A 22,462-nucleotide genomic window follows, 5' to 3' on the forward strand; every position below is an offset into this window, starting at 1 on the left:
CTATTTGTCAATATTATATAACAATAGTTTATAAAATATGCTAAAAATTTGGCTATTTTTATAAGTATAATTTAATTTTTATGCTAAAGCTACTTTAATAAATGCAAGTTATCTATAAATTTTACAAATAAAAGTGAAATTATCTTATCGATAATCTCACCTTATCGTTCTCATCAAGCGGTATTAATCCAGACTCGTTTATAATCTCATCGCCACTTCTATATATAAAATCGATAAATCTTCTCACATCTTGAGATTTTTCACCATCTATTTTTAAGAAAAAGTAGCTAAAACTTCTAAGTGGGTAGCCTTTTTTATCTGAACTATAAATTTTATCATTATATGCTAAATTTGCCTTTTTAAGCCCAAAATTTCGAGCGTGCGAGTAACCAACGTAGCCTAGTGAATTCGGTGTTTGTTTTATAGCCTCGCTTACTCCAAGATTTCCTTTTTTACCAACTCCAACAGCCCAATCCAGCGCCATCGCCACACCAAATTTATCTCTCCATTCTTTTGAGTTTTTATCTAAAAATGAAGTAAAAGCAAAAGTCGTTCCAGAACCATCATATCTATGAACTACATTTATCTTTTTATCTGGTAAATTTACTCCTAAATTTAGCGCCTTTATCCGCTCATCGCTCCACATCGTAATCTTTCCAAGATAAATTTGACTTATAACATCAGCGTCTAAAACCAGCCTATCAACGCCATCTAAGTTATAAACTAAGCTAATGTTTCCTTTAACAAACGGGATAAGTTGGTAACTGTTATCCTCTAATTTATACTCAAGTTCGCTCACACCAAAGTCAGCTTTACCTCGTAAAACCTGTTTTATGCCACCACTTGAACCAATAGGAGTATAAGTTATAGATATATTTGTCTTTTTTTGATAAGCCTTACTAAGCTCATCAAAAGCATGTGTTACAAAAGTAGCTCCACACCCATCAATGCTTAAAGAAAAAGCATAAACCGCCGATAAAAAAAGTAGTAAAAAACCTCTCATCATCAACCAAATTTCCCCGTTACATAAGCTTTTGTCCTCTCCTCTTTAGGAGCAGAAAACACCTTTTCAGTCGCATCAAACTCAACTAAATTCCCAAGATGAAAAAACGCCGTAAAGTCCGCAACTCTGGTAGCTTGTTGCATATTATGAGTAACTATAACTATAGTAAAACTCTTTCTAAGTTCTTTCATCAACTCCTCTATAACCCCTGTTGAAATGGGATCAAGCGCGCTAGTTGGCTCATCCATCAAGATAATCTCAGGCTTAACTGCAATCGCCCTTGCTATACAAAGGCGCTGTTGCTGTCCGCCACTTAGGCTAGTTCCAGAGCTTTTTAGCTTATCTTTGACCTCATTCCAAACTCCAGCTTGTTTTAAACTCTTCTCCACAAGCTCATCACACTCGCTACCACGCCTAACCATTTGATGCATAAGTGGCGCGTAAGATATGTTTTCATATATGCTTTTTGGAAAAGGATTTGGCTGCTGAAACACCATACCAACACGCTTTCTAACCGCGACTACATCGATGTTTGGTGCGTATATATCATATCCATCAACCTCAACAAGCCCATCTATTTTACAACTATCAATCAAGTCATTCATACGGTTAAAGCACCTTAAATAGGTTGATTTTCCACATCCAGAAGGTCCGATTAAAGCTGTGATTTGTCTTTCATAAACATCCATATCTACCCTTTTAAGGGCTTGTTTGTCCCCATAAAAAAGGTCTAAATCCCTACTTTTAGCTATAACTTGCATAATTTTACCACTTTCTTTGGAATTTTTTTCTTAAATAAATCGCTACTGAATTTAAAACCAACATTATCGTCAAAAGCACCAAAATTCCAGCACTTGTCTTTTCTACATACATTCGCTCTGGCATTCCAGACCATGTGAAAATTTGCGCTGGCATAACTGTTGCTGCTTGAGTTATAGTCTCTGGCGCATCTGGAACAAAAGCTATCATACCAACTATCATCAAAGGCGCAGTTTCTCCCATAGCTTGGGCTAAAGCGATGATTGAGCCTGTTAAAATTCCAGGCATCGCCAAAGGCAAAACATGATCTTTTACTATCTGAAGTTTTGTAAGTCCAAGCCCAAAACCAGCTTGGCGGATAGTTGCTGGAACTGCCCTTAAAGCGCTTCTTGAGCTAACTATGATAACTGGCAAACTCATCAAAGCCAAAGTCATACCACCAACAAGCGGACTACTTCTAGGCACTCCAAAAATGTTTATAAACACGGCTAATCCCAAAAGCCCAAACAAAATCGATGGCACGGCATTTAGGTTGTTGATATTTATCTCTATAAACTGTGTAAATTTGTTATCCTTTGCAAACTCTTCAAGATAAATCGCAGTCGCCACACCAAGAGGCAAAGCTAAAGACATAGTTACAAGCATAGTCATTATCGTACCGATAGCAGCTGATAAAAGCCCTGCACTTTCTGGAATTTTAGAATCTCCAGTTTTAAAAAACAGACCGTTAAACTGCTGCTTTATAAGCCCATTTTTAACCATATCATCTACTAAATTTTTTTGATTATCTGTTAGTTTGTTATAATTTTCTTTTATATACTGATCGGTTTGCGATGAGCTAAGCGCCCAGTAGCTCACACTTTGTCCTATTTCAATCTTATCATTTTTAACTCTAGCTGGTAAATTTCTAAGCCACGCACGAGAAACAAGTGGGCGAAGCTGTGAAGAAACTGCGCTATATGGGTTTTTTATAATCTCTTGACTAAGAGTAAATTCAACCTTAACATAGGCTTGTTTAAATGCTGGAAGCCCATCTTTTATTAAAGTATAGAGAAAAAATGTCAAAAACGCAATGCAAATCATAAGCGCTGAAAGTGCGATATACTCGAATCTCTCGCCCTTTTTGTTGCGTTTAGCGATTTGCTCAACTATAAAAGGATTGTTTTGTTCTATCATAAATTTAGCCTTTATAAATTTGAGATTTTATACTTTTTGTGAAATCGCCTAATTATCATAACCGATATAACATTGATAAGCAACGTAACCACAAAAAGCGTAAGTCCAAGTGCAAACGCACTCAAAGTTAGCGAGCTGTTAAACTCTTGATCTCCTGTTAAAGCTTCAACTATTTTAACAGTAACTGTTGTCATATCCTCAAGTGGATTCCACGTTAAATTTGGTCTTAAACTTGCTGCCATTACAACTATCATCGTTTCGCCTAAAGCTCTTGAGACTCCAAGCAGACAAGCTGCTATGATACCAGGCATTGCCGATGGCACAACGATAAATTTAATCGTTTCAGCCTTTGTCATACCAAGAGCGAGTGAGCCTTCTTTTATGCGACGCGGGATTGAGCTTATAACATCATCGCAAAGGCTAGAGATTATAGGGATTATCATTATCCCCATAACAACTCCAGCACCTAAAGCGCTTTCGTATGAGCTTTTTATACCAAAAAATCCAGCCATTTTTACGATAATCGGCGCAACGCTTAAAGCCGCAAAAAAGCCATAAACCACGGTTGGAATTCCAGCTAAAATTTCTAAAATCGGCTTAAAAAATCCCCTTGCTTTTGCGTTTGCATACTCACTTAAGTAAATTGCACTAAAGATTCCTAATGGAACTGCTATAAACATAGCGATAATAGTTATATAAAAAGTTCCAGCAAAAAGCGGCAAAGCCCCAAAACTTGAAGCACTCGCTCCTGCTTCTTCGCCTCTTCCAGCACCTTCTAAAAACGAACTATCTGGTGACCAGTTTGTTCCTAAGAAAAAGCCTAGCGCGTCCTCTCTTGAGAAAAAATGCACCGCTTCAAAGATAATAGAAAGCAAAATTCCAAATGTTGTAAAAATAGAAATGCTTGTAGCGATAAACAAGAGCCAAATCACCGCTTTTTGGGCAATTTTTTTATCATTACCGACCATCGCCACATCATAGCTTTTTATATAGCCGTTATTAAAACCAACAAGGTATTTTTTACCAAATTTATAAATCGTTAGCACCATTATAGCGCCAACGATTAGGATTAAAAGTGAGTTCAAGACCTTCCTTTTCTTAAAAAACAGTTCCGGCTTTTACCATCTCTTTTGTTAGTTTTATATCTTCTTTGATTGCTTTTTGAACACGCTTTAGCGTTTCATCTGACATAGGGACAAGTCCGATTGTCTTTAGCACGCCATCTTTGCCTATCATCGCATCACTAACGTATAAATCAACCAACTCTTGCAAGCCTTTTACATCTTTTTTGTGGCTGTTTTTAACATAAAAAAACAAGCTTCTAGCGATTGGATAGCTTCCATCGGCTATGGTTTTATCATTTGGCGCGATGCCGCCTATGTTTGCGCCAGTTATTTTATCTGGGTTTTCAACCAAAAAGCTATAACCAAAAATCCCTAAAGCATTTTTATCTTGAACCAGTTTTTGCACTATCAAGTTGTCATTTTCGCCCGCTGGAATGTATTTACCATCTTCTCTTATGGTTTTATATTTACCTGCTTTATCGCCATAAGAGCTAAATTTTTTTGAAGCGCTTTGCATAACTTGCTCTTCAAAACTATCTCTTGTGCCTGAAGTTGCAGGAGGTCCATACACTACGATTGGGCGATTTTCAAGGTTTTTATCTATCTGATTCCAGTTATTATATGGATTTGGGATAAGTTTGCCATCTTCGTTTGGAACTTCTTTAGCTAGGGCTAAGAAAAGTTGCTCTTTGGTTAAATTTATAGGTTTATTATCTTTGCTTTGAGCAACAGCAATCCCATCATATCCTATCATAACGCCACTTATATCAGTAACGCCGTTTTTTTCACAAAGTTCAAACTCGCTTAGTTTTATCGGTCTTGAAGCATTTGATATATCAGTTGTATCAAGCCCATCTCCTGCGCAAAATGCCTTAAATCCTCCACCAGTTCCAAGCGATTCAACAACTGGTGTTTTATAGTTCGTTGTCGCTCCAAACTCCTCAGCCACATAGCTTGAAAAAGGAAAAACAGTCGAGCTTCCTGCCATTTTTATCTGCTCTCTTGCATTAAGACTAACGCATAAAACTGTAGCAAAAGCTAAAGTAGAAACTAACTTCATAAACATCTCCTTAAATAAATTTATGAAATACTAAAGTAAATTGGAAACATTGCAGAAACATTTACAAAACCTAAATTCCACTTTATCATTTTTTTTGATAAAATTACAAAAAGCTATAAAAAGAGGTTTTTATGCAAAATTTAGTTGTTATAATCGATGATGAAGAGGATTTGGTTGATTTGCTTGAATATAACCTAAAAAAGGCTGGTTATGAGACGCTTGGCTTTTTAAACACAAGCAAAATCGAGCAACTTTTAAACGAAGAAAATGTTGATTTGCTTATAGTTGATAGAAATTTATGCGGCGTTGAGGGAAGCGAGTTTGTAAAATCAATCAGAGAAAAAGGCTATAACACGCCTGTGATTTTCTTAAGTGCAAAAACGACAAAAGCTCAACGACTTGAGGGTTTTGAAGCTGGTGGGGATGATTATATCACTAAGCCGTTTGATTTAGATGATTTGTTAGCTAGAGTTAATGCAGTGCTAAAAAGAGCTAAAAAAGAGGCAAAAGTTTATAAATTTAAAGATATAACTATAAACTTAACCACTTCAAAGGTTTTTTGTGGCGAAGAAATGGTTGATTTAACCAAACTTGAAACAAATTTACTTCTTGAGTTTATCAAAAACAAAAACATCGTTTTATCTCGCGATTATCTTTTAAGTGCGATTTGGAACGATGAAAATACAAACTCAAAAACAGTAAATATCGCCATAAAAAGACTTCGCGAAAAAATCGATCCAAACAAAAATAAAGAGTATATCAAATCAATTCGCGGTGAAGGATATATGCTTTGCTAAAAATTCATCAACTTTTTTTTATAAATTTTGGCATTATTTTTGCTGTGATGTTTTCAACTTTTTCGTTTTTTGTCTATAAAAATCAAAAAGATGCAAACTACGCAGCAACTCAAGAAAAGCTTCGCGTTATGGTCGATATCGTCGATATAGCGATACTTGATGGGAGTTTAAACAGCATTTATATAAAAGATTTAGCAAGAAGAAGCGATGTTTATATAGGCGCTTTTGATAAAGAGCTTGGTAAATTTGTTATAAGCGATGAGAGCATTATAACGATGGACATATTTTTAGGACTTAAAGATATCACACAAAAAGTTGAAATCGATAACATAAATGACGATGAAGTTATGTACTATGCTGTTGATACGATTATCGATGATAAGGCTTATGTTATCGTTGTTGGCGCTGATATTAAGAGTATATATATCAAATTTAAAGATTTATTTCTTAAACTTGCCGTAGCTTTTTTTATATGCTTGTTTTTATCGTATTTAATAGCAAAGCAGTTTAACAAAGCTATGAACAAAGAGCTTAAAAAAGTGCAACTTTTCTTAGAAAAAGTCGCTCAAAAGGACTTTTCTGCAAGTATGGACTCATCTTATATAAGCGAGTTTCAAACCATAGCTTCTCAGCTTGAAGAGATGAAACGTTCAATCATAAAAGCAGATAAAAAAGCTCAAAAACGAGCCGCAAAAATCAGACTGAAAAACACGCAGCTTGAGGGCATTTTAAGCTCAATATCACATGAGTTTAAAAACCCGATTGCCATCATTCAAGCTTCAAGCCAAACGCTTAAAAATGATTCAAAAATGGATGATGAATACAGAGATAAATTTATTAACAAAATCGTAAACAACAGCCAAAAGATAGTAAATTTAATGGATAAATTAAAGTTATCTTTTACTGATTCGTTGGTGCTAAATTTAAGCGAGTTTGACTTAGTTTTACTAAGCCATGAAGTGGCAAATGAGATGATGGAGAAGTATCCAACACGCAAAGTAGCGGTATTTGGCGATAAAAAGGTTATAAAAGCCGATAAAGATATGATAAGACAAGCTGTGCAAAATTTAGTCGAAAATGCTATAAAATACTCAAGCGATGAGGTTAAAGTTCTTCATACTTCGCGTGGCATTTTTGTCGTTGATGAGGGTGTTGGGATAAGTAAAGAAAATATCGCCTTAGTTTCTAAAAAGTTTTTTAAAGTCAATGAAAACAGCTGGAACAACTCACTTGGACTTGGACTTTATATCGTAAAATACATCTTAAAACTTCATAATTTTGAGATGATTATAAAAAGCGAGCTTGGCAAAGGCTCAACTTTTGGTTTTGAGTGTTAAATTTGGTATAATTTCCAAATTAAAAAATGGATAAAATTTAGTGGAAAATAAAGAGTTTTTAACGCAACAAATCATTACTTATTTAGGAAACAAACGCTCCTTACTTGAGTTTATAAACACTGGAATCGAGTTTGCAAAAGATGAGCTTAAAAAAGATAAAATCAGCTTTTGCGACCTGTTTTCAGGCTCTGGAATCGTCTCAAGATATGCAAAGTCAAAGTCAAATTTCATCATCGCAAACGATCTTGAGCTTTATAGCAAGGTTATAAATGAGTGTTATTTAACAAATGCAAATGATGAAATTTTAAAGCAAATTGATGAAATTTATCCCATAATTTCAGATATCAGCAAACTAAAAAATGGCTTTATAAGCGAACTTTACGCACCAAAAGATGACACAAAAATCTCTAAAAACGATAGAGTTTTTTATACCAACCAAAACGCTAAAATCATCGACACAATCCGCCAAAACATAGATGAGTTTGCGCCAGATGAGCTAAAGGCGTATTTTTTAGCTCCACTTTTATACGAAGCAAGCGTTCATGCAAACACAAGTGGCGTTTTTAAAGGCTTTTATAAAAACAAAAAAGGCGTTGGCGAATTTGGCGGAAGTGGCAAAAATGCTCTTGGTAGAATTCTTGGCGAAATCAGCCTTAAAAAGCCAGTTTTTAGTAAATTTAGCTGTGAGTTTAGTGTAGAAAAAACAGACGCGAATTTACTTGCTAGTAGCATCAATACCGATGTTTGCTACATCGATCCGCCATATAACCAACACCCTTATGGCTCAAACTATTTTATGCTAAATTTAATCTCAACCTATCAAAAACCACAAGATGTTTCAAAGGTTTCTGGTATAACAAAAGAGTGGAACAGAAGCGTTTTTAACCAAAGAGCAAATGCAAAAAATGCGCTTTTAGACATAGTTGAAAAACTGCGCTCAAAGGTGATTTTAATCTCATATAACTGCGAAGGCTTTGTCAAAAAAGATGAATTTTTAGATGATTTGGCTAAATTTGGCAAGGTAAATGTGCTAGAGCAAAAATACAACGCTTTTAGAGCAAGCAGGAATTTAAACTCAAGAAGCACTCATGTAAACGAGCAACTCTATATCTTAAAGAAACGCTAATGCACTCAAATTTCTCACTTAAAAAGCTCTTTTTGCCGATTTATCTTGATATGATTTTAAAGCTTACAACAGTGATGATAAATACCTATATGATAAGTATAGTAAATCCGCATTTAGTGGGTGCGATGGGGGCTGGAAACCAAATTTTTAGCCTTTTTGTGAATGTTTTTAGCTTTTTAGCGGTTGGCTGCTCGGTTGTAGTCGCTCAAGCAATCGGAGCAAAAAACAACAAAGTCGCCATAAGAGCGATTCACACAAGCATATCCTTTAACTCGCTTCTTGGCTTTTTAAGCGGAGTTTTGGTCTTTTTATACGCTAGACTTTTACTAAATTTACTTCAAATTCCAGATGAAATTTTTAATGAAAGTTATAAATATCTTAGAATTATAAGCATAACTTTTTTTATAGACGCGGTTGCTATCGTTATATCGGCTGTCATTCGCGTCTATGGCTTTGTAAAGCACATCATGATAACTTCGATTATCATGAATATAGTTACGATTATAGGAAATATTTTTGCACTTTTTGAGCCTTTTGGACTACCATTTTATGGACTTAGCGGAGTTGGAATCTCAACTATCGCAGGGCGAATTTTAGGTATATTTATACTCTCATATCTGCTTGTAAAAGTGGTAAAAGTCCCTATTTATCTAACTTTGTTTATAAAAGTTAAAGCCTATATACTTAAAAAAATTCTTTTTATCGGACTTCCAAGCGCTGGAGAAAATCTCATCTGGACAGTTCAATACCTTGTAGCTTTTAGCTTTGTTGCAAGCATGGGCGAAGATAGTTTGGCAGTTCAAACGATATATTTTCAAATTTCAGCCTTTATGTTTTTTGCAAGTAGCGCTGTAGGCATAGCAAATGAAGTCATAGTTGGTCGAATGGTTGGAGCAAAAGAGTTAGAAAATGCCTACAAAAGAACATTTAGAAGCCTTAAAATGGGCTTAGCGATGACTTTGGTTTTCGTGCTTTTTGTCTATATAAACAAAAATTTTATAATGAATCTTTTAAAGCTAACTCCAGATATCAAAGATATCATGTCGCCACTTTTTGTGCTTTCGATTTTTTTGGAGCTTGCAAGAACGCAAAATGTCATCATGGTAAACGCTCTTCGCGCCAGTGGAGATGCTAGGTTTCCTTTTTATATGGGCTTGGTTTTTATGTGGGGCGTATCGATTCCGCTTGGCTGGTTTTTAGGAATTTATCTTGGATATGGTATAATTGGGGTTTGGATAGGGTTTTTTGCTGATGAACTTTTAAGAGGTCTTGCAAATACCTTTAGATGGAAAAGCAAAAAATGGCAAGAAAAAAGGCTTGTATAGCCACTTTTGATATAAATTTAAGGAAATTCTCATGGAAAATTTTACAACTCACACTAAAAAAGTAACGATTAATTATATAAAATCACAAAAAAACAAATCCCCACTTACGATGATAACAGCCTATGATGCGTTGTTTGCTAAGATTTTTGACGCAAATGTTGATATGATTTTAGTAGGCGATAGCTTAGAGATGAGCTTTGGTGGTAAAGATGACACTCTTAAAGCCACAGTTGATAGTATGATTTACCATACAAAAGCAGTTTGTAATGGTGCCAAAACCTCTCTTATCATAACCGATATGCCTTTTGGCAGCGTAACTACAAAAGAAGAAACACTTAAAAACGCTATAAAAATTTATCAAGAAACTAACGCTGATGCCGTTAAAATCGAAGGCGGAAGCCAAAGAGCTGAGATCATCTCTCATCTTTGCAAAAATGCCATTGCCGTTGTCGGACACATAGGACTAACGCCACAATCAGCTAGAAGTGAGGGCGGATATATCGTAAAAGGCAAAGATGAAGAAAATGTCAAAAAGCTTATAGAAGATGCAAAAGCAGTTGAGAAAGCTGGGGCATTTTGTATCGTAGTCGAGGGCGTTGTATCTAAAGTCGCAACACAAATAGCACGTTCGGTCAATGTACCGGTTATAGGCATTGGAGCTGGAAATGAAGTCGATGGGCAAGTGCTTGTGTGGAGCGATGCGTTTGGGTTTTTTGATGAGTTTAAACCAAAATTTGTAAAGCGGTTTTTGCACGGCAAAAATCTTGTAGAAAAAGCCTTGCTTGAGTATATAAACGAGGTAAAAACTCGCGAATTTCCATCTAAAGAAAACTCATATCAGTGAAAAAAGAGAGCATTATCTTTGATGGCAAGGTAGTAAATTTAGTCTATAAAAAGGTTAAATACGCAAGGCTAAAAGTTAGCAAAGAAGCCGTTATATCTATGTCTTTGCCACTTCGCTATCCAAAAAAGCTAGTCTTTTGTATGCTTGAAACCCACAAAGAGTGGATAAACAACAAAGTTGCTTTTATCCAAAACAACCGTCTTAAAGATGATAAAACTTGCTTGCTTGGGAAAATTTACACACTTAAATTTGATGAAAGTATAAAAAGTGTTCAAATTCGTGATGATGAGATACTCTCGCCAAATTTTGCAAAATTTAGCGAATTTAAAAAAGAGTTTGCAAGAGCTAAATTTAGCGAATTTATAGATGAGTTTCTCCCACTCATAGGAAAAAGCGTAAATCACATAAGCATTAAAGCGATGAGTACTCGCTGGGGAAGCTGTAACAGCACAAAAGGGTATATAAATTTAAGCTTAAATTTGATAGAAAAAAGCGAAGATTTAGTCAGGTATGTCGTGCTTCACGAGCTAACGCACTTGATATATCCGCACCATCAAAAAAGCTTTTATGAGTTTATAGCCAAAATCATGCCAGATTTCAAAGAGCGAGAAAAAAGGCTTAGGGGATAGATTGATGTTAAATTTCTTCCTTATCAAATAAGAAGAAAATTTGCTAAAAAATACTTTAAAAATAAGCTTTGTAGCAGCTAAAAATTCTTTTATACTATAAATCTTTTTTTGATTTTATAAATTCATATGGCTAAATTTAATATAAATTTAAAGATTAAATTTTTCTATAAAAGCACCTTAGTTTTTACGTTACTTTTATGAAAACATCACTAAATTTAGATAATGCTGGCTTGGCGATTAAAACTGTTTTATTTAAATTTTGCTAAATTTTTAGGTCCATAGACTTAAAAATTTATATTTTAAATTTATCAAAACTTTTATCCAAAAATTTAGCTACAAAATAATTAAATTTAAGTACCAAATCAAATTTAACACAAACTCTTAGCCCATAAATACTGAGAATTTTCAAAAAATTTTATAAATTTTCTCCACTTATCTAAGTTTTAAATAAGCGTTTAACTATAAATTGGCTCAAAACAAGTTAAGCGGATTTTCTCTTATCAATTTAAGTAAAATTTGATATAAGTTTTCTCTGTTATTAAACCTAAATTCACACTCTTTTAAGTGCAATATAAAATTATCTTTTTTATGCCTTTAAATTTACTTAACCTATGCTTTGCATAACCCCAGAAATTCTCTATACCATTTATGTAATTTTACCATTAGCGAATTCATTTTTGCAGTGTTTTATACGGTAATGAGCTTTTGCTCCATAATCCACTAAACCATCATAAGCTCTGCAACTATCAGAGTAAATAATACTCTCATTTAGCTCACTAAACTCTCTTAATATTGACACTAGCTCACTTGCACTGCAGTTTTTAACTACTTGTGTATAGACCTTACCATTCTTGTTTTAACATACCAAATACTAGTTGTTTATTAGCTGCACCTATGCCTCTTTTGCCTCTTACTCTTTTAGCTCCTTCTATTTACAGTTACTAGCAAAGCGAAGTAAAAAGTAGCTTTCATCTATTTCTATCTCGCCATCAAATTTAGAAATTTCCTCGCATTCTTGTGCCATTAAAATTCTTATCTCTTTTAGAATTTTATTGATAGAATTTCTAGAAATATTACAAATTTTAGCTATCTTTACAGCTTCTAAATCAAGGCAAAAATACTTGAGAATTTCACAAAATTTCTTTTCAGAAATTAGGGAACGGTATATGTATTTGTTTTTCATCGATAGCATAGTAGTTAAAAACCCCTTTAAAAGTTTTTAACTTGTCTTGAGCCTAGATTTATCAAGCAGATTAACAGTAAACAGCTGATCAAGTCTATTTAAAATCCTAAATTTTGAAAGTTTGTTATCTAAAATTTTACTGGGAGTATCTTACAAACATTTTGTTTAAATTTATTTTTTTGCAAAGGGCAAAAACCACAAAATAGCCAAATTTAACCCACAAATTTATAAAACATAATTAAAATGAAAGTTTTAAAAGTATAGATTTTAATCTTGACAAATCCATTTAAAATCACAAATCAAAAGCTAAATTCGAAAAATCAAATACGAAAGTATAAAAAGGCAAATTTATCAAAATATCAACAAATTTGCCTACTTTTAAGCCTTTGCAGCTTTTTAGCTTCTTGCTAAAGTCATCGCTTTTAAGCTTTTGCAGCTTTTGGTGTCCCGCTTCTCAAAGATGGATTTTTAGAACTTATTATCCACTGTTTAGCAAAAATAGCTGCGTATATCGCAAAACCTATAGCATAAGACGCATATTCACTAGTTACAAAATCACAATATTTCATAACCATATTTGGCACCATCACAAAAGGAACAATTGCTAGCATTATAGCTCTTTCTAGCCAACTACACTTAGTTATAAACCAGCCTTGAAGCGCACTAGAAAAGGCAAACATCCCAACCGCCGCTCCTGTTAAAATCAGCGCAATCTCTGCTGGGTTACTTATCCACTCTATCGTCTTTGGATCATTTGGATCGACAACCTTTTCTATCAAAAGTAGCTTGCTGTTAAAGAAAAACGAAAATGGAAGCAAAGTCGTTCTTAAGTCGTAAAAAAAGCCTTGAAGCCCAACTATAACTGGGTTTGCTTTTGCTATTCCGGCGGCTGCGTAAGCGGCGATTCCAACTGGTGGTGTATCATCAGCTAGTATTCCAAAGTAAAAAACAAAAAGATGAACCGCGATAGCTGGGATTAAAAAGCCATTTTTTGCAGCCAAAATCATAATAACAGGCGCCACAAGGCTTGAAACAACGATATAATTAGCCGTTGTTGGAAGTCCCATACCCAAAATCAAACTCATAATCGCAGTTAAAAATAAAATCAGCAATATGTTATTTCCAGCTAGCGCCTCAACAACTTCTGCTAAAACTTGCCCAACTCCAGTTAACGAAATCGAACCAACGATAAGTCCAGCCAAAGCAGTTGCAACGGCGACTGTTACCATGTTTTTAGCAGCTGCAACCATCGCCCAAAATATATCACAAATTCCTCTTACAAAGTCATCTTTGCTAACTTTTTCTTTAGCAAAATACTTCTTTATAGGATCTTGAACTATCATCATGATAAATAGCACGATTATAGAGTTAAACGCCGCTGAAATCGGAGACTCTTTTGCCACTAAAAGAGTGTAAAGCAGCACAACAATCGGTATAAGATAGTGAACGCCACTAAGTAGAATTTTCATCTTAGCTCTATTTGCCTCACTCTCAAGCCCTTTTAAACCAAGTTTACAACTCTCTAAATGCACGATAAAAAACAAGCTTGCATAACATACAAAAGCAGGAATCACCGCCGCTATCATAACATGCGTATAACTCATACCTAAAAACTCAGCTATGATAAAAGCCGCTGCACCCATAATCGGTGGCATAAGTTGCCCATTTACTCCAGCAGCAACCTCTATAGCTCCAGCTTTGGTACTTGAAAGCCCTGCTTTTTTCATAAGTGGGATAGTAAAAGTTCCAACCGTTACAACATTTGCCGTTGAGCTTCCTGAAACCATACCAGTTAGCCCACTAGCTATAATACTAGCCTTTGCTGGACCTCCACGATACTTACCTAAAAACGCAAAAGCAACATTTATGAAGTATTGCCCTGCTCCAGCACGCTCTAGCAGTGCACCAAATAGAACAAAAAGATAGATAAAACTAACACTAACGCCAAGCGGAACGCCAAAAATTCCCTCAGTCGTTAAAAACATATGCCCAGCAAGCTTGCTTATACTAGCACCCCTATGAGCGATGATATCTGGCATATACTGCCCAAAGTAGCAATATAGTAAAAATATAAAGCCTATTATCCCAAGTGCTGGTCCTATCATACGTCTACCAGCTTCAAAAAGCACGATAACAGCTATGATAGCTACAACTATATCTCTAGGTAGATAATCCCCTGGGCGCTGCGCCAAACTATAAAACTCAATAAACGGATATAAAACCGCTCCAACGCCTAAAATAAGTAAAATCCAATCATACCACGGTATATAAGTGTGAGCTTTTTTATCATAAGAAAATGGAAATACAGTAAAAACAAGTGCAAGAGCAAAGGCAAGGTGAATCGACCTTGCCATAACCGTATTTAGTGGAAAATAAGCTATATAAAGCTGAAAAACAGACCAAGCAAAAGCTATAAGCGTTGTAAACCAAAAAAGCTTTTTAGATGTAAATTCTCTAGTTTTTACCTCTAAAACCTGCTCATCTTGCCCTACTTCTTTACCAACCTCTTTATCTCTTTTGACCTCATCTTGCATATATTATCCTCTTATTTTTTAATAATTCCAGCTTTTTCAAAGGCTGCTTGTGCTGCTGGATGAAGAGGTGCGCTAAGCCCTTCTAACAAAGACTCTTTTGTTACTAACTTAAGTGCTGGATGTAGGTTTTGATACTCTTGAAAGTTTTGTAAAACCGAGTTTACCACCGCCATAACAGCTTCATCACTTTGGTTTTTACTAGTTACTAAAACAGCTTTAACGCCTACTGTTAGGGTGTCATGATCGATTCCCTCATAAAGACCACTTGGGATAGTACCTTTGGCGTAATATGGATATTTTGCTATTATCGCATCAGCCTCTTTTTCGCCAACACTAATTAAATCAATCGGAAGCGAGTTTGAAGCATCGGTTATATTTGCTGTTGGATGTCCAACCATATAAAAATACCCATCGATTTTTTTATCTTTTAGTGCCATTGGGGATTCTTGTGCTGTTAAAACGCCACGATGAGAAAGCTCTTTATCTACATCTATGCCATACTCATCAAAGACGATTAAGGCTGTAAATTCATTACCACTGCCTGGATTTCCAACATTTATATTTTTACCTTTTACATCTGTGTAGCTTTTTATATTGCTACTTTTTGAAACAACAAATGCCAAAAGCTCTGGATAAATCGACATAACGGCTCTTAAATTTTTATCGCCCTTGTCTTTGAATTTACCAACGCCATTGTATTTATCATAAACAACATCGCTTTGAACAAAGCCAAAACTAAGCTCATCTTTTAAGACATTGTTGACATTATAAATCGAGCCTCCAGTTGATTCTACCGAGCATCTTATATCTGGATTTTTGTTCGCAAGTCTACAGATAGCGCCACCTACTGGGTAATACGTGCCTGTCATACCGCCTGTTCCGATTGAAACAAATTCTTTTGCTGATAAAGTTGTTGCTGCGATTAGCAAAGATACAGCTAGTGCTGAAAATTTTTTCATGTTAATGCTCCTTAAATTAAATTTTAACCATATTATCACATTTTTGTCATTATTTTTCATATAAAAAAAGATTTTAGTTTTTAAGATTAAGCAAGTGTGAATAAAAGTAACAAATTTAATAAAGTTATTTATAAGTTACAAAGATAAATTAATCTAAATTTATTATAAATTTTTAAGATAATTTATATCGAATTTAGAGTTTAAAACAAACACTTAATTTTAATATTAAAATAAAAGATAGGTTAAAAACTAAATTTAACACTTCTAATACTCTAGCTGTTTAGAAATTTTCAAGAAATTCACAAGCGTAATATAGAGACAAACTTGCAATATTTTCTCACTACAAGCGGTAAAAAAAGTTTATTTTCCGCTAGAATCAACGCTATAAACGCAAAAATTATGTATAGAATTTAAATAACTTATGAGATTTTACCATTATAAATAGTGTTTTGATTGCGCCGTTTTACGGTGGTAAAACAATATTTCATTGTTTAAAAAGGCTAAAACAAGCCCTTTTAAACAAATTTTAAAATTAATCAATAAATCTTTTTGTCAAATTTCCATAGCTATCAACTCGTCTATCGCGTAAAAATGGCCACCATCTGCGGACATTTTCACATCTTTGCAAGTCTATGGTTACGATTTTGGCTAACTCACTTGAGCTGTTTGCTCTAAAAATTTCCTCTCCTTGAGGGCCAAAGACAAAGCTATTTCCCCAAAAGCGAATGCCTGTAACTTCGTTTGAATGTGTAAAATTTTGCGTATTTGAGTTTTGAGTAGAGTCTGAATTTTCATCTATTTTGCTATTTTCTGCGTTTAAATTTAGACTTTTTTCTAAAATTTTCCTGTTTTGGTTACAACTTTGATCTGTTTTTGATGCTAAATTTAATTCACTATCTAAATTCTTACACCCTGAGCTCAAGCATTGTTCTTCAAACCCAACGCGATTTATCGCAACAACTGGAACACCATTTGCCACCGCATGACCTCTTTGAACAGCAACCCACGCCTCAAGCTGACGCGCCTTTTCATCTTCATCATCTCCATCAAACCACCCAATCGCAGTTGGATAAATCAAAATTTCAGCCCCAGCCAAACTCATCAAACGTGCAGCTTCTGGATACCACTGATCCCAGCAAACCAAAACTCCAAGCTTTCCAACGCTCGTATTTATCGGCTCATAACCCATATCTCCTGGCGTGAAGTAAAACTTTTCATAGAAATTTGGATCATCTGGAATGTGCATTTTACGGTATTTTCCAGCCACGCTTCCATCGCTTTCAAAAACAACAGCAGTGTTGTGATAAAGCCCAGCGGTACGTTTTTCAAACAGCGATGTTACAAGAACAACGCCAAATTTGCGCGCCACATCGCCCCAAAATTTGATATCTTCTTGCCACTGATTTGCCAAATCAAACAGCTCCACATCTTCGTTTTGGCAAAAGTATTGCCCCTGATGAAGCTCTTGAAGCAGCACAAGTTTTGCTCCGTTGCTAGCTACTTTTTCTATGAGCTCAACCGTTTTTTGAACCGTTTTTTCTTTATCGCCCATAAATTTATGCGCTACTATGCCGATTTTTAAGATTTTTTCTTTAGGATTTTTTGACATTTTTTAACCTTTTAAATTTTTTAGCCATTATAGCTAAATTTAGACTACATTTTAAACCAATTTTCTTGCTTTAATAACTAAAATTTTATAAAAATACCTAGATAAATTTAGTTTTTATTATCATAAATAAAACAGATGGTTAAATTTCTAGCTTAAATCTTTTATAAATTTGGTATCAAGATAAATCAAAACTGCCACTACACCAATTAGCTAAAAACTGCAAAATACTTTTGCCATGATTTTTGTGATTTTATATATATTTTAACTATAATCAGTATATTTTAACTATAATCAGTATATTTTAACTAAACTCAAAGTATTATGTAAAATGAGCAAATAAGCCATTTATCTCATAAATAACAAGTATAAATTTACTACTTTTAACATAAATTTATACGTTATAGCTTATTTTTTAAATACCAAAAGTTATGTAATTTTAATCAAATTTACTAGCCTAAATCACACTTTAAAATCAGCAAAAACTATTTTAAGCAAGATTTAAAGCTAAATTAGTTTTAAATTTATAGAAAATTTTGCAAATTTATCATCTTACTAACAAAATTTACTCAAAAAGCTAAAACGCTAAAAGTAGCTAATGAGTAAATTCTACACACATAAATCAAATTTAAAATCTTTACACCTTACATGCCGAGTCATCAGTCGGATCAAAATGCAAGTCTATAACCCAGTTATTTTTGTTAAAAGTTTTTCTTATAAAATCTTCTATCTCATCTCCAGCGTTATGAGCTTGAAGTAGCGTTATTTGCGGGTTAAAAACAATGTGTGCACTTAAGTAATACGTCTTAGCACTCTCTCTTGTTCTTAAGTCATGATAACCGCAGATGTGGGGATCTTTGGAGATAAAATCTGTGATTTGCTTGACAATTTTAGCATCAATTGCCCCATCTAAAAGCACATAAACGCCCTCTTTTATAAGCCCAATCGCGCTAACTGCGATGTATCCACTAATAATAATACCAAAAATCGCATCAACTATATAAAATCCGCTAAATTTAATAATAACCAAAGCTACAATTATGCCAAGGTTTGTAAAAAAGTCTGTTTTATAGTGCAAAGCATCGGCTTTTATGATTAAAGAATTCGTTCTAGCGGCTTCTCTTTTTAGATAAAGTATAAGCAGTCCAGTCGCTACAAACGACACACTCATCACCACAATCGCCGAGTCTAAATCTGGCGTATGGTTTCCACTCATGATTTTTCTTATACTTTCATAAAAAATATAAGCGCCAATTCCTACGATGAAAGTCCCTTCAAATAGTGCCATTAAAGCTTCGATTTTGCCATATCCATAGTTAAAATGACTATTTGATGAAGCGGTTGATTTTTTAAGTGCAAAGTAGTTAAGCGCGCTTATAAGACAGTCAAGCATCGAGTCAATCGCCGAAGCCAAAACTGAAATCGAACCACTTGCAATGCCGACAATAAATTTAAATATCGCCAAACCAGCCGCAGTCAAGCCCGCTGCTATGGGTGCTGGGCTTGTTAGTTTGTTATTTGTTTGAGCGTTTTTTTCATAAGCGTTTTGCTCTTTTGTGTTTTGTATAGTTTGCTCACTACTCATTTTAATCCTTAAATTTGATTATCAATTATATAATAATTTTGATAATCTTAGCAAAAAATATGTAAATTTAATCTAAAAGCTTTATATGCTAAAAAAAGTATGGCAAAGGCTAAATTTGAGTCAAATCTAGCCTAATCTTTATCTAGCACCTAAAAATCTATTTTGGCTAGAGCAGTGCAAAGAGCCATTTTGGCGGATAAAAACTCTTGCATCTATGCCTATAACATCTTTGTTTGGACAGGCTTGTTTTAGTCTTTCAAGCACGATTTGGTCATTTTTATCATTATACGTTGGAACAATCAAAGCACCATTTACAAAGATAAAATTTGCATAAGTTGCCGCTAGACGCCTTCCATCGTGCATAAGTGGCGAAGGTATTGGAAGAGCGACTAGGTTAAATCCAGTTTTTTTAAGCTCATCTTCCATCTTTTTTAACTCATCATAGTGGATATCGTTTACATCATCGCAACTTGAGTAAGCTATGGTATTTCGGTTGATAAATCTAGCTAAAGTATCAACGTGGCTATCGGTATCATCGCCTTTTATAAAGCCATGTTCTAACCAAATAAGAGTGTGAATTCCAAAAAGTTTTCTAAATTCGTTTTCAAGCTCAGCTTTGCTTAAATTTGCATTTCTGTTTTTGTTTAAAAGACAAGTAGTTGTTGTTATCATAGTGCCAAAGCCGTTAAATTCGATACTTCCGCCCTCTAAAATCATATTAACTTTTCTAAGCTCGCCTTTAAAAGATTTAAAAAGCTTTGCGTTTACTAAGTTATCTTTACTGCTTTGAAATTTCCCGCCCCACGCGTTAAAAGTAAAGTCATAGCTGATGATTCTACCAGCATTTTCAACATCAATCGCCCCATAGTCCCTTATCCACGTATCATCAGTGTCAATTTCGTAAAAAGATACATTTGGTATATCTTTAAAAAAGTAGTCAAAATCCTTTTGATTTGGCGAGATTAAAACCACTTTTTGATACTTTGAAACCACATTCACCAACTCCACATAAGACTGCATAATCTCAGTCAAATCATCTTGCCAATCACTGTTATAATGAGGCAATGCTAAAAATAGAAGCTCTTGCTCCTCCCACTCTCCAAACGCTCTCATAACTCCTCCTACTTTGTAGTTTTAAAATTATAGCAAATTTTTATATATTTAATATTCATTTTTAAGGTTAATTAGAACTTTTTCATAACATTTTTAAAATTTTTAAAAATGTAACCAAAATGAAATTTCTTTTTACTAGACTTTCATAAATTTTTAGGAGGTAATATGAGTCAAAATATTTCAAGAAGAGGCTTTTTAAAAAGCTCAAGTGTAGCATCTATGGCGCTGTTTTTTAGTACTTCATCAACTTTATTTGCTAGCAGCAAAGATAGTTTGCTTGGGTTTAAAGCAACTTTGGCTAGTAGCGAAGATAATGTGATAGTCCCTGATGGATACGAGGCAAAAGTTTTAGTTAAATGGGGAGATCCACTTTTTAAAAACGCTTTAAAATTTGATGAAGGCAAAAATATCACAAAAGAGTATGCAAAAAATGCAACCAAAGTCTTTGGCGATGATAACGACGGAATGCAGTTTTATCAACTTGATGGCGATAAACGCGCACTTTTGGTGGTAAATCAAGAGTATGTAAACCCAGAGCTTATGTTTAAGCACAACGGCTTAGAGCTAAGCGCACAAGATGTGATTTACATGCAAAACTCATGTGGCGTAACTGTGTTAGAAATAGAACAAAACGACAACTCATACCAAATCAAACAAGATAGCCCATATAATCGCCGTATAACCGCACTTACACCGATGGTTTTAACAGGTCCAGTTAAAGGCGATGAGGCGGTAAAAACAGCTAACGATGAAAAAGGCGAGTTTGTGCTTGGCACTTTTAACAACTGTGGATGTGGAAAAACGCCTTGGGGAACTTACTTAACGTGTGAGGAAAATTTCGATGATTTTTTTGGTTCAAAAGATACAAAAGCCCAAACTAGCGAGTCTTTTAAACGATATGGTATAAAGCCAAAAAGCGTGTATGGGTGGGAAAAATTTGATGATAGGTTTGATTTTAAAATCAATCCAAACGAGCCAAATCGCCACGGATACATAGTCGAGTTTGACCCATACAATCCAAATTTCATCCCAAAAAAACGCACCGCTCTTGGTAGATTTAAACACGAAAATGCCGAAGTTATCATAGCTGATGATGGAAGAGTTGTTGTTTATAGTGGCGATGATGAAGTTGATGAGTTTGTTTATAAATTTGTTTCAAGTGATAAATTTAATAAAGATGATTTAAGTAAAAATGCCGATATTTTAGATAATGGCACGCTTTATGTAGCAAGGTTTGATGGAAAAAATGGCGAATTTAAAGGCAAGCTAACTTGGCTTGAGCTAACTTATGGCAAAAATGGCTTAGATAAAGAAAATGGTTTTAAATCACAAGCCGATATCTTGATAAACGTTCGCTTGGCTGCGACAAAACTAGGCGCAACGCCGATGGATAGGTGCGAGTGGATAGCAGCGCAACCAAACTCAAAAGCTGTTTATGCAACCTTTACTAACAATAAAACAAGACAAACCACAGACGCAGCTAACCCGCGAGAAAAAAACCGCTACGGACAAATCCTAAAATGGGAGCCAAAAGATGGCAATCACGCAAGTAGCGAGTTTGAGTGGGCGACATTTGCGCTAGCTGGTAATCCAGCGGTAAAAGATGGACTTTACAAAGGTAGCTCAAACATCACAGTCGAAAATATGTTTAACAGTCCAGATGGGCTTAAATTTGATAAATTTGGTCGTTTGTGGATACAAACTGATGGCGACTACTCAAATCAAAAAGATTATAAAGGCATGGGAAATAATCAAATGCTGTGCGCAGATCCAAATACTGGCGAAATCAGGCGATTTTTAACAGGTCCGGTTGCGTGCGAGATAACAGGGCTTTGCTTTAGTGAAGATTCAAAGACTATGTTTGTTGGCGTACAACACCCAGGAGAAGCACTAAAAGGAAGTCACTGGCCAGAAGGTGGAGATAAAACGCCAAAATCAGCCGTTTTAGTCATAACTAAAAAAGATGGCGGAGTAATCGGGGCGTGAGTTTAGCCTTTGAAATTTAGAAGCAAAAGCCTTAATATGGCTAAATAGATAGAGTTTTGTTTAGCCAAATAAATTTAAACTTTAAATCATTCACATAGATTGATTTTCAAAGCCACAACGCTAAAAGAGATAATTTAGCTATCTCTTTTAGTTGCAGATTAAAAAGAGATTTTTAGTTAGTCAAGTTAAATCATGGCAAATTTATTAAAATAATCTTAAATAACTCATAAATTTAGCTTTTTTATAAGATTATATAAACGTTCATTTAAAAAGATACTCGCGCGATTTAGTAAAGCTAATATAAATGCAAATTTTTCCAATTTCTTTAAAATAATTTTATATGTTTTTAGTATATTTTAACCAGTTTTTTAGCTTG

At 34.6% G+C, this 22,462-nt stretch carries 17 protein-coding genes and 1 pseudogene; 7 read left to right on the top strand and 11 right to left on the bottom strand.

Annotated elements, in window-relative coordinates:
- Positions 1 to 139 precede the first annotated feature (139 nt).
- The 5 genes from CGEO_RS06545 to CGEO_RS06565 all read right to left on the bottom strand — a co-directional run bounded on the left by CGEO_RS06545 (position 140) and on the right by CGEO_RS06565 (position 5,062).
- Positions 140 to 1,003 (bottom strand): phosphate ABC transporter substrate-binding protein PstS, encoded by an 864-nt coding sequence (locus tag CGEO_RS06545; RefSeq protein WP_075540596.1) that lies wholly within the window; start codon positions 1,001 to 1,003, stop codon positions 140 to 142.
- A 2-nt stretch (positions 1,004 to 1,005) separates the two neighbouring features.
- The gene (gene pstB / locus CGEO_RS06550; protein WP_075495343.1) at positions 1,006 to 1,764 is read right to left on the bottom strand and encodes a phosphate ABC transporter ATP-binding protein PstB; all 759 of its coding nucleotides are present in this window, start codon (positions 1,762 to 1,764) and stop codon (positions 1,006 to 1,008) included.
- A 4-nt stretch (positions 1,765 to 1,768) separates the two neighbouring features.
- A complete protein-coding gene (gene pstA, locus CGEO_RS06555; RefSeq protein WP_075531777.1) occupies positions 1,769 to 2,938 on the bottom strand; it encodes a phosphate ABC transporter permease PstA in 1,170 nt (389 codons plus the stop codon).
- Between the two features lie 11 nt (positions 2,939 to 2,949).
- Positions 2,950 to 3,906, bottom strand: coding sequence for a phosphate ABC transporter permease subunit PstC (gene pstC, locus CGEO_RS06560; RefSeq protein ID WP_242647963.1), 957 nt, complete (start codon positions 3,904 to 3,906; stop codon positions 2,950 to 2,952).
- 130 nt (positions 3,907 to 4,036) lie between these two features.
- Positions 4,037 to 5,062, bottom strand: coding sequence for a PstS family phosphate ABC transporter substrate-binding protein (locus CGEO_RS06565; protein WP_075531778.1), 1,026 nt, complete (start codon positions 5,060 to 5,062; stop codon positions 4,037 to 4,039).
- A 131-nt stretch (positions 5,063 to 5,193) separates the two neighbouring features.
- On the opposite strand from CGEO_RS06565, the gene CGEO_RS06570 reads away from it, so the two are divergent.
- The 6 genes from CGEO_RS06570 to CGEO_RS06595 are packed head-to-tail and all read left to right on the top strand — an operon-like array spanning position 5,194 to position 11,120.
- Positions 5,194 to 5,859, top strand: coding sequence for a response regulator transcription factor (locus CGEO_RS06570; protein WP_075495349.1), 666 nt, complete (start codon positions 5,194 to 5,196; stop codon positions 5,857 to 5,859).
- Positions 5,853 to 7,196 (top strand): HAMP domain-containing sensor histidine kinase, encoded by a 1,344-nt coding sequence (locus CGEO_RS06575; protein ID WP_075540595.1) that lies wholly within the window; start codon positions 5,853 to 5,855, stop codon positions 7,194 to 7,196. The genes CGEO_RS06570 and CGEO_RS06575 overlap by 7 nt, the downstream gene beginning before the upstream one ends.
- 40 nt (positions 7,197 to 7,236) lie before the next feature.
- Positions 7,237 to 8,322, top strand: coding sequence for a DNA adenine methylase (locus CGEO_RS06580; protein ID WP_075495353.1), 1,086 nt, complete (start codon positions 7,237 to 7,239; stop codon positions 8,320 to 8,322).
- Positions 8,322 to 9,647 (top strand): MATE family efflux transporter, encoded by a 1,326-nt coding sequence (locus CGEO_RS06585; protein WP_075540594.1) that lies wholly within the window; start codon positions 8,322 to 8,324, stop codon positions 9,645 to 9,647. The genes CGEO_RS06580 and CGEO_RS06585 overlap by 1 nt, the downstream gene beginning before the upstream one ends.
- Before the next feature lie 31 nt (positions 9,648 to 9,678).
- Entirely contained in the window at positions 9,679 to 10,491 is an 813-nt protein-coding gene (panB, locus tag CGEO_RS06590) for a 3-methyl-2-oxobutanoate hydroxymethyltransferase (RefSeq protein ID WP_075540593.1), read from the top strand.
- A complete protein-coding gene (locus CGEO_RS06595; RefSeq protein WP_242648005.1) occupies positions 10,488 to 11,120 on the top strand; it encodes a M48 family metallopeptidase in 633 nt (210 codons plus the stop codon). Before panB ends, CGEO_RS06595 begins: the two co-directional genes overlap by 4 nt.
- A 471-nt stretch (positions 11,121 to 11,591) precedes the next feature.
- Here the strand turns inward: CGEO_RS06595 and CGEO_RS06600 are convergent.
- From CGEO_RS06600 to CGEO_RS06625, 6 genes and pseudogenes are all read right to left on the bottom strand, one after another.
- Positions 11,592 to 12,303, bottom strand: a pseudogene (locus tag CGEO_RS06600) (IS1595 family transposase).
- 422 nt (positions 12,304 to 12,725) lie between these two features.
- A complete protein-coding gene (locus tag CGEO_RS06605; protein ID WP_075540445.1) occupies positions 12,726 to 14,837 on the bottom strand; it encodes a TRAP transporter permease in 2,112 nt (703 codons plus the stop codon).
- 11 nt (positions 14,838 to 14,848) lie between these two features.
- Entirely contained in the window at positions 14,849 to 15,796 is a 948-nt protein-coding gene (locus CGEO_RS06610) for a TAXI family TRAP transporter solute-binding subunit (RefSeq protein WP_075540444.1), read from the bottom strand.
- A 532-nt stretch (positions 15,797 to 16,328) separates the two neighbouring features.
- Entirely contained in the window at positions 16,329 to 17,405 is a 1,077-nt protein-coding gene (locus tag CGEO_RS06615) for a carbon-nitrogen hydrolase (protein ID WP_075540443.1), read from the bottom strand.
- Positions 17,406 to 18,039: 634 nt separating this feature from the next.
- On the bottom strand, positions 18,040 to 18,987 hold the full coding sequence (locus CGEO_RS06620; protein ID WP_082258994.1) for a cation diffusion facilitator family transporter: 948 nt from the start codon (positions 18,985 to 18,987) through the stop codon (positions 18,040 to 18,042).
- A gap of 138 nt (positions 18,988 to 19,125) precedes the next feature.
- Positions 19,126 to 20,100 (bottom strand): agmatine deiminase family protein, encoded by a 975-nt coding sequence (locus CGEO_RS06625; protein WP_075494565.1) that lies wholly within the window; start codon positions 20,098 to 20,100, stop codon positions 19,126 to 19,128.
- A 177-nt stretch (positions 20,101 to 20,277) separates the two neighbouring features.
- Here CGEO_RS06625 and CGEO_RS06630 point away from each other — a divergent pair, with 177 nt between their 5' ends.
- Positions 20,278 to 22,086 (top strand): PhoX family protein, encoded by a 1,809-nt coding sequence (locus CGEO_RS06630; protein WP_075531800.1) that lies wholly within the window; start codon positions 20,278 to 20,280, stop codon positions 22,084 to 22,086.
- The last annotated feature ends 376 nt before the right edge of the window (positions 22,087 to 22,462 follow it).

This window comes from Campylobacter geochelonis, assembly GCF_013201685.1.
In the GTDB taxonomy this organism is placed as follows: Bacteria; Campylobacterota; Campylobacteria; order Campylobacterales; family Campylobacteraceae; genus Campylobacter_B; species Campylobacter_B geochelonis.